Genomic DNA, 6,023 nt, shown 5'->3' on the forward strand with positions numbered 1-6,023 from the left:
TTACAGGACCGCCGCGAGCGCGAAGGTCAAGCCCAAACCCATCAGCGAGATGATGGTCTCGAGGAGCGACCATGTCTTGAAGGTCTGCCCCACCGTCATACCGAAGTACTCCTTGATCAGCCAGAAGCCGCCGTCGTTCACGTGCGAGAAGATCAGCGAGCCCGAGCCGGTGGCGAGCACCAGCAACTCCGGCTTGACCTGCACCGCGCCCGCCGCCGCGATCGGCGCGACGATGCCGCAGGCGGTGGTCATCGCGACCGTGGCCGAACCGGTCGCAAGACGGATCAGCGCCGCGACGAGCCAGCCGAACAGCAGCGGCGACATGTGCACCGAGGTCGCCACGTTGACGATTTCCTTCGAAATGCCGCTATCCATCAGCACGCGGCCGAAACCGCCGCCCGCGCCGACGATCAACGTAATACCCGCGATCGGCGCAAGACAATCACCGCAGAACTTCTGGATCTGCTCGCGCGTAAAGCCGCGGCTTGCGCCGAAGGTCCAGAAGCTGACCAGCACGGCCGTCAACAGCGCGACGTCCGAGTTGCCGAAGAAGCGCAGCAGATCGTTCGGCAGGGTCTTCGGCGTGGAGATCAGATCGGCCCAGCTGCCGATCAGCATCAGAATCACCGGCAAGAGGATCGTGAACAGCGTGATGCCGAAGCTCGGCAATTCGCGCTTCGGCGCCTTGCTTGCCGCGCCGTTTTTCGCGTCACTGCCGTTGCCGTCAGCGTGGCCCAAGAATTGCGCGGCGAGCGCGTTTTCCTTCGGCAGTTGGATATAGCGGCTGACGAGCAGCGCGAACAGGGGACCGGCGACGATCGCAGTCGGAACACCGACGATCAATCCATAGGCAATGGTCCTGCCGATATCCGCGTGATACGCCTGCACCGCGAGCATCGCGGCCGGGTGCGGCGGCAGCAGCCCGTGCACGACGGACAGACCCGCGACCATCGGCAAGCCGACCAGCAGCAGCGATTTGTTGGTGCGCTTCGCGACGTTGAACGCGATCGGAATCAGCAGCACGAAACCGACTTCGAAGAACACCGGCAAGCCGACGATGATCGCGACGACCATCATCGCCCAGTGGATGTTCTTCTCACCGAAGAAGTCGATCAACGTGGTGGCGATGCGCTCGGCGCCGCCCGATTCGGCCATCATCTTGCCGAGCATCGTGCCGAGGCCGACCACGACCGCGATGTGCCCAAGCGTGTTGCCGTTGCCCGTTTCGAACGATTTGACGATGGTGGCCATCGGCATGCCGGCGACGAGGCCGAGCAGCAGCGACACCATGATGAGAACGAGGAACGGATAAACCTTGTAGCGCGTGATCAGCAAGATCAGCAAGGCGATGGCGATCACCGCGTAAACCAGCAGCATGCTGCCGTGGACAGCTTCCATGAAGCTCCTCCTTTGCGTTATTGATTGTAAGTGCGGAATCCGGCCCAGCACGGTGTCTCACGGCGACCTGCGCTGCGCCGAAAACCCGGCTGACTGCGCGGACGCTGAATTTTACTGTTTGTTTCCTGAAAGCGCCCGTTAATCCGTAGCGCAAATCGCAAAGAAGCCTCGGCGCGACAGCCTGAGCGGCTGTATCGGCGAGGCTCCTGGTAGGACCTTGATCGTGTGACTTGAAGTGGCCGGGCTCTTAGTGCGCGGGCGCGGCCAGCTGACTGGCGGCACGCGCCAGACGCGTGACCTCGGCCCAGTTCTGCGCGGCCAGCGCGGCCTTCGGCGTGAGCCACGACCCCCCGACGCACACCACGTTCGGCAACGACAGGAAAGTCGTCGCCGTTTCGGCCGTGACGCCGCCGGTCGGGCAGAACTTCAGCGCCGGGAACGGGCCCTGGAACGCTTGCAGCATCGGCACGCCGCCGGCTTGCTGCGCCGGGAAAAACTTCACGATCTCATAGCCGAGTTCCAGCGCCACGATGATGTCGGTGGGCGTCATCACACCCGGCAGCAGCGGCAAGCCCGCGTCCTGCGCGGCCTTGTGGATCTCTTTGGTCAGGCCCGGCGACACGCCGAACTGCGCGCCCGCTTTCTTCGCCTGTGCGCAGTGCTCGGGCTTCGTGATCGTGCCGACGCCGACCACGATGTCGTCGGCCAACTGGCTGGCGCGCTCGATCGCTTCCAGGCCGGCTGCGGTGCGCAGCGTGATTTCCAGCACCTTCACGCCGCCCGCGTGCAACGCGCGCGACACGTGTTCGCCCTGTTCGACCGAGTCGAACGCGAGCACCGGAATCACGGGGCCGAGGCGCACGATATCGCTTACTGTTTTCGACGTCATATCAGACTCCTTGTTTCTGCAGCACTTAGCTGGCTTGAGTGGTGCTTGTGTGTTTGTCGCTATGCGCTTTGGCCGCTGCGCCGTGGTGCGTTGCGTGCTGACCGGTGTGCAGGTCAGCGTGTTCGCCCACCATCTTGCCGAACACCGACGCGCCCTGCTCCGCCGGCGCCGCCGCCGCGCGGAACACGCCGAACAGCTCGCGGCCGAAGCCGACTTCGTTTTCCGCCTGATGCTTCGGCTCGGCGTTCGGCCGGGCCGTCCATTCGGCCGCGTCGATCTCGATGTCGAGCACGCCCGCTTCGGCGTCGATCACCAGCGTGTCGCCGGTGCGCACCTTGCCGATCGGGCCTTGCAGCAACGCTTCCGGCGACAGGTGGATCACCGCCGGCACCTTGCCCGACGCGCCCGACATGCGGCCGTCCGTGACCAGCGCCACATGGAAACCTTGATCCTGCAACACACCGAGCAACGGCGTCAAACGATGCAGCTCGGGCATGCCGTTTGCGCGCGCGCCCTGGAAGCGCACCACGGCAATGAAATCGCGCTTCAGTTCGCCCTTGTCGAAAGCCTCCTGCACCGCTTCCTGCGAATCGAACACGATCGCCGGCGCCTTCACCTTGCGATGCTGCGCCGCGACCGCCGAAATCTTGATCACGCCGCGGCCGAGCTTGCCCTGCATCAGACGCAAGCCGCCGTCCGGCTGGAACGGCTCCTTGATGGCGCGCAGCACCGCTGTGTCTTCGCTCGCTTGCGCGCCCGGCACCCATTGCAGCTTGCCGTCGATCAGCTTCGGCTCTTCGGTGTAATGCTTCAAACCCTTGCCCGCGACCGTGTTCACGTCGTCGTGCAGCAAGCCGCCTTCCAGCAGGTTGCGCACGAGGAACGCGACGCCGCCGGCCGCGTGGAAGTGATTCACGTCGGCCTTGCCGTTCGGATAGATCTTCGCGAGCAGCGGCACCACTTGCGACAACGCGTCGAAGTCGTCCCAGTCGATCACGATGCCCGCCGCACGCGCGATCGCGACCAGATGCAACGTGTGGTTAGTCGAGCCGCCCGTCGCCAGCAACGCGACGATGCCGTTGACCACCGCCTTCTCGTCGACCACGTGGCCGATCGGCATGTAGTGGCCGCGCTCGACCGTCAGATCGAGCACGCGGCGCGCGGCCTGCGCGGTCAGCGCGTCACGCAGCGGTGTATGCGGATGCACGAAGGCCGAGCCCGGCAGATGCAGGCCCATCACTTCCATCAGCATCTGGTTGCTGTTCGCGGTGCCGTAGAACGTACAGGTGCCGTGGCTGTGATACGCGGCGGCTTCCGCTTCGAGCAGCGCGTCGCGGCCGCATTGGCCGGTCGCGAAGAGTTGGCGGGTCTTGGCTTTGTCGTCGTTGGACAGGCCACTCGCCATCGGGCCGGCCGGCACGAAGATAGTCGGCAGATGGCCGAATTGCAGCGCGCCGATCAAGAGGCCCGGCACGATCTTGTCGCAGATGCCGAGGCACAGCGCGGCGTCGAACATGTTGTGCGTGAGCGCGACCGCCGTGCTCATCGCGATCACTTCGCGCGAGAACAGCGACAGCTCCATGCCCGCATTGCCCTGCGTGACACCGTCGCACATGGCCGGCACGCCGCCGGCGAATTGCGCGACGCCGCCATTTTCACGCGCGGCCTGCTTGATGATGTCCGGGTAGTTTTTGTACGGCGCGTGGGCCGACAGCATCTCGTTGTACGAGGACACGATGCCGATGTTCGGCTCGCGAATCTGCTTGATGACGAGCTTGTCGTTACCTTCCAGACCGGCGAAACCGTGGGCCAGATTCGCGCACGAAAGCGCGCCGCGTGCCGGGAACTTGCCCTGCGCGTGATGGATGCGGGCCAGATAGGCGTCGCGCGTGGGCTTGCTGCGCTCGATCACGCGCCGCGTGACCTTCGACAATTGCGAATGCGGGGAAACCATCGGAGCTCCTTCGTCGCTGGCGGCAGGCGCACGCGCACTTTGCCAGGTAGGTGTCACGGGGGGCGTCGGCTCAACCGACGACGCCATCTTAGTAGAAAAACTACATCATCGCAACGACGTTTCCTGTTGCACCGCCGCATCTCTCCGGATCGCTCAACGCCTTACTGGCAGCCAGTCAGCGGCGAACGGCAGAAACCTGGGGATTACACCTACGGGAGAAAATGTAGTTTTTGTACCTTCTCGTGCAATCGGCTATAGTCCACGCATTCTTCAGCATAGTGCGAGATTTCCGATGATGCTGTCCCAAGTGGAAGAGATGCGCGAGCAGTTGCGCCCGTCCGAGCGCAAGCTGGCCGATTACGTGATCGAGGCGCCGCGCGAGGTGCTCGACCTGTCGATGACGGAAGTCGCCGCCCGCGCGGGCGTCAGCCAGCCGACCATCGCGCGGTTTTGTCATGCGCTCGGCTTTTCGGGGTTTCGCGAGTTCAAGATCCGGCTCGCGCAGGGCATCGCCGCCGAAGTGCCCGCCGTCTATCGCGACGTGCGGCCCGACGAGCCGACGCCGGGCGTCGCGGCCAAGGTGCTCGACCGGACTATCGGCGCGCTGATCCAGGTTCGCAACAATCTGTCATCGGACAGCGTGGCGGCGGCGATCGGGATACTGGCGCAGGCGCGGCGCATCGAGTTCTACGGCGCGGGCGGCTCGGGGATCGCCGCGCTCGACGTGCAGCACAAGTTCTTCCGGCTCGGCATGCCGAGCGTCGCGTATTCGGACCCGCACACGTTTCTGATGTCGGCGGCGCTTTTGGGCGAAGGCGATGTGGTGGTGGCGATCTCGAACACCGGCCGCACGCGCGACATCATCGACGCCGCGAAAGCCGCGCTCAACGCGGGCGCGAAGGTGATTGCAATCACGCACGGCAATTCGCCGCTCGCGCGGCTTGCGACGGTGGGCCTGTTTGCGAACGTCGACGAAGATACGGATATCTTTTCGCCGATGACCTCGCGCGTCTCGCATCTGGCGATCGGCGATATTCTGGCGGTGGGCGTGGCGCTCAGCCGTGGACCGGAGCTGGTGGAAAAGCTCGCGCAGACCAAAGAGGTGATTCACCGGCGCAGGGTCGATTCGCACGGGTGAGGTATCGGCAATTTGCGAAGCAGCACGCCAGATGCAGAAAGGGCTGTTTGCCGATTGATCGGCCAACAGCCCTTTTTCATTGCAGCGATCAACATCACGTCGGGCCTTGCGGCCCGGCGTCGAAATCAGAACGGCTTGATCACCACCAACGCGACCGCCGCCAGCATCCCGAGCACCGGCAGTTCATTGAACATCCGATACCACTTGTCCGAGCGACGATTCTCGCCACGCTCGAAAGTCCGCAGCAGCACGCCGCAATACGCGTGATAGATGATCAACAGCACCACCACGCCGACTTTCGCGTGAATCCAGCCCTGCCCGCTGCCAATGCCGATGAAGAGCCACAGCCATAGACCGCACGCCAAAGCCGGCACCGCGATGAAGGTCATGAAACGGAACAGCTTGCGTGCCATGATCAGGAGCCGCGCGATCGCGGCGGGTTCCGTTTCCATCGCCAGATTGACGAAGATGCGCGGCAAATAGAACAGGCCGGCAAACCAGGAGGCAATCAATACGATGTGAAACGTCTTTACCCAAAGCATCGGCGGTCCTTATGCAACGTGGTGGCAGCGGCCGGCGCCCCCCCGCCCCGGGCCCCCTTTTAGGGGGGAATTTAGGGCCTCCCCCGGGGCCCGCACCCCCAA

General features: G+C 64.2%; 5 protein-coding genes. 1 reads left to right on the top strand and 4 read right to left on the bottom strand.

Annotation, left to right across the window (positions count from 1 at the left end):
* The 3 genes from P0D89_RS12425 to edd all read right to left on the bottom strand — a co-directional run bounded on the left by P0D89_RS12425 (nucleotide 1) and on the right by edd (nucleotide 4,241).
* Complete coding sequence (locus P0D89_RS12425; RefSeq protein ID WP_408355926.1) at nucleotides 1-1,398, bottom strand: GntP family permease; 1,398 nt, start codon at nucleotides 1,396-1,398, stop codon at nucleotides 1-3.
* Nucleotides 1,399-1,645: 247 nt separating this feature from the next.
* Entirely contained in the window at nucleotides 1,646-2,287 is a 642-nt protein-coding gene (gene eda / locus P0D89_RS12430; RefSeq protein ID WP_408355924.1) for a bifunctional 4-hydroxy-2-oxoglutarate aldolase/2-dehydro-3-deoxy-phosphogluconate aldolase, read from the bottom strand.
* Between the two features lie 25 nt (nucleotides 2,288-2,312).
* Nucleotides 2,313-4,241: a phosphogluconate dehydratase gene (edd, locus tag P0D89_RS12435; protein WP_408355922.1), complete on the bottom strand. Its 1,929-nt coding sequence runs from the start codon at nucleotides 4,239-4,241 to the stop codon at nucleotides 2,313-2,315.
* A gap of 292 nt (nucleotides 4,242-4,533) precedes the next feature.
* On the opposite strand from edd, the gene P0D89_RS12440 reads away from it, so the two are divergent.
* Entirely contained in the window at nucleotides 4,534-5,379 is an 846-nt protein-coding gene (locus P0D89_RS12440; RefSeq protein ID WP_408355920.1) for a MurR/RpiR family transcriptional regulator, read from the top strand.
* 125 nt (nucleotides 5,380-5,504) lie between these two features.
* On the opposite strand, the gene P0D89_RS12445 is transcribed toward P0D89_RS12440, so the two are convergent.
* Nucleotides 5,505-5,921: a CopD family protein gene (locus tag P0D89_RS12445; protein ID WP_408355918.1), complete on the bottom strand. Its 417-nt coding sequence runs from the start codon at nucleotides 5,919-5,921 to the stop codon at nucleotides 5,505-5,507.
* Nucleotides 5,922-6,023 lie beyond the last annotated feature (102 nt).

It is taken from the genome of Paraburkholderia sp. RL18-085-BIA-A, from assembly GCF_046027075.1.
In the GTDB taxonomy this organism is placed as follows: Bacteria; Pseudomonadota; Gammaproteobacteria; order Burkholderiales; family Burkholderiaceae; genus Paraburkholderia.

What these genes read in the sequence shown, in the direction of transcription:
- P0D89_RS12425 (WP_408355926.1), bottom strand. Translation starts at nt 1,398, where the DNA reads ATGGAAGCTGTCCACGGCAGCATGCTGCTGGTTTACGCGGTGATCGCC.
- eda (WP_408355924.1), bottom strand. Translation starts at nt 2,287, where the DNA reads ATGACGTCGAAAACAGTAAGCGATATCGTGCGCCTCGGCCCCGTGATT.
- edd (WP_408355922.1), bottom strand. Translation starts at nt 4,241, where the DNA reads ATGGTTTCCCCGCATTCGCAATTGTCGAAGGTCACGCGGCGCGTGATC.
- P0D89_RS12440 (WP_408355920.1), top strand. Translation starts at nt 4,534, where the DNA reads ATGATGCTGTCCCAAGTGGAAGAGATGCGCGAGCAGTTGCGCCCGTCC.
- P0D89_RS12445 (WP_408355918.1), bottom strand. Translation starts at nt 5,921, where the DNA reads ATGCTTTGGGTAAAGACGTTTCACATCGTATTGATTGCCTCCTGGTTT.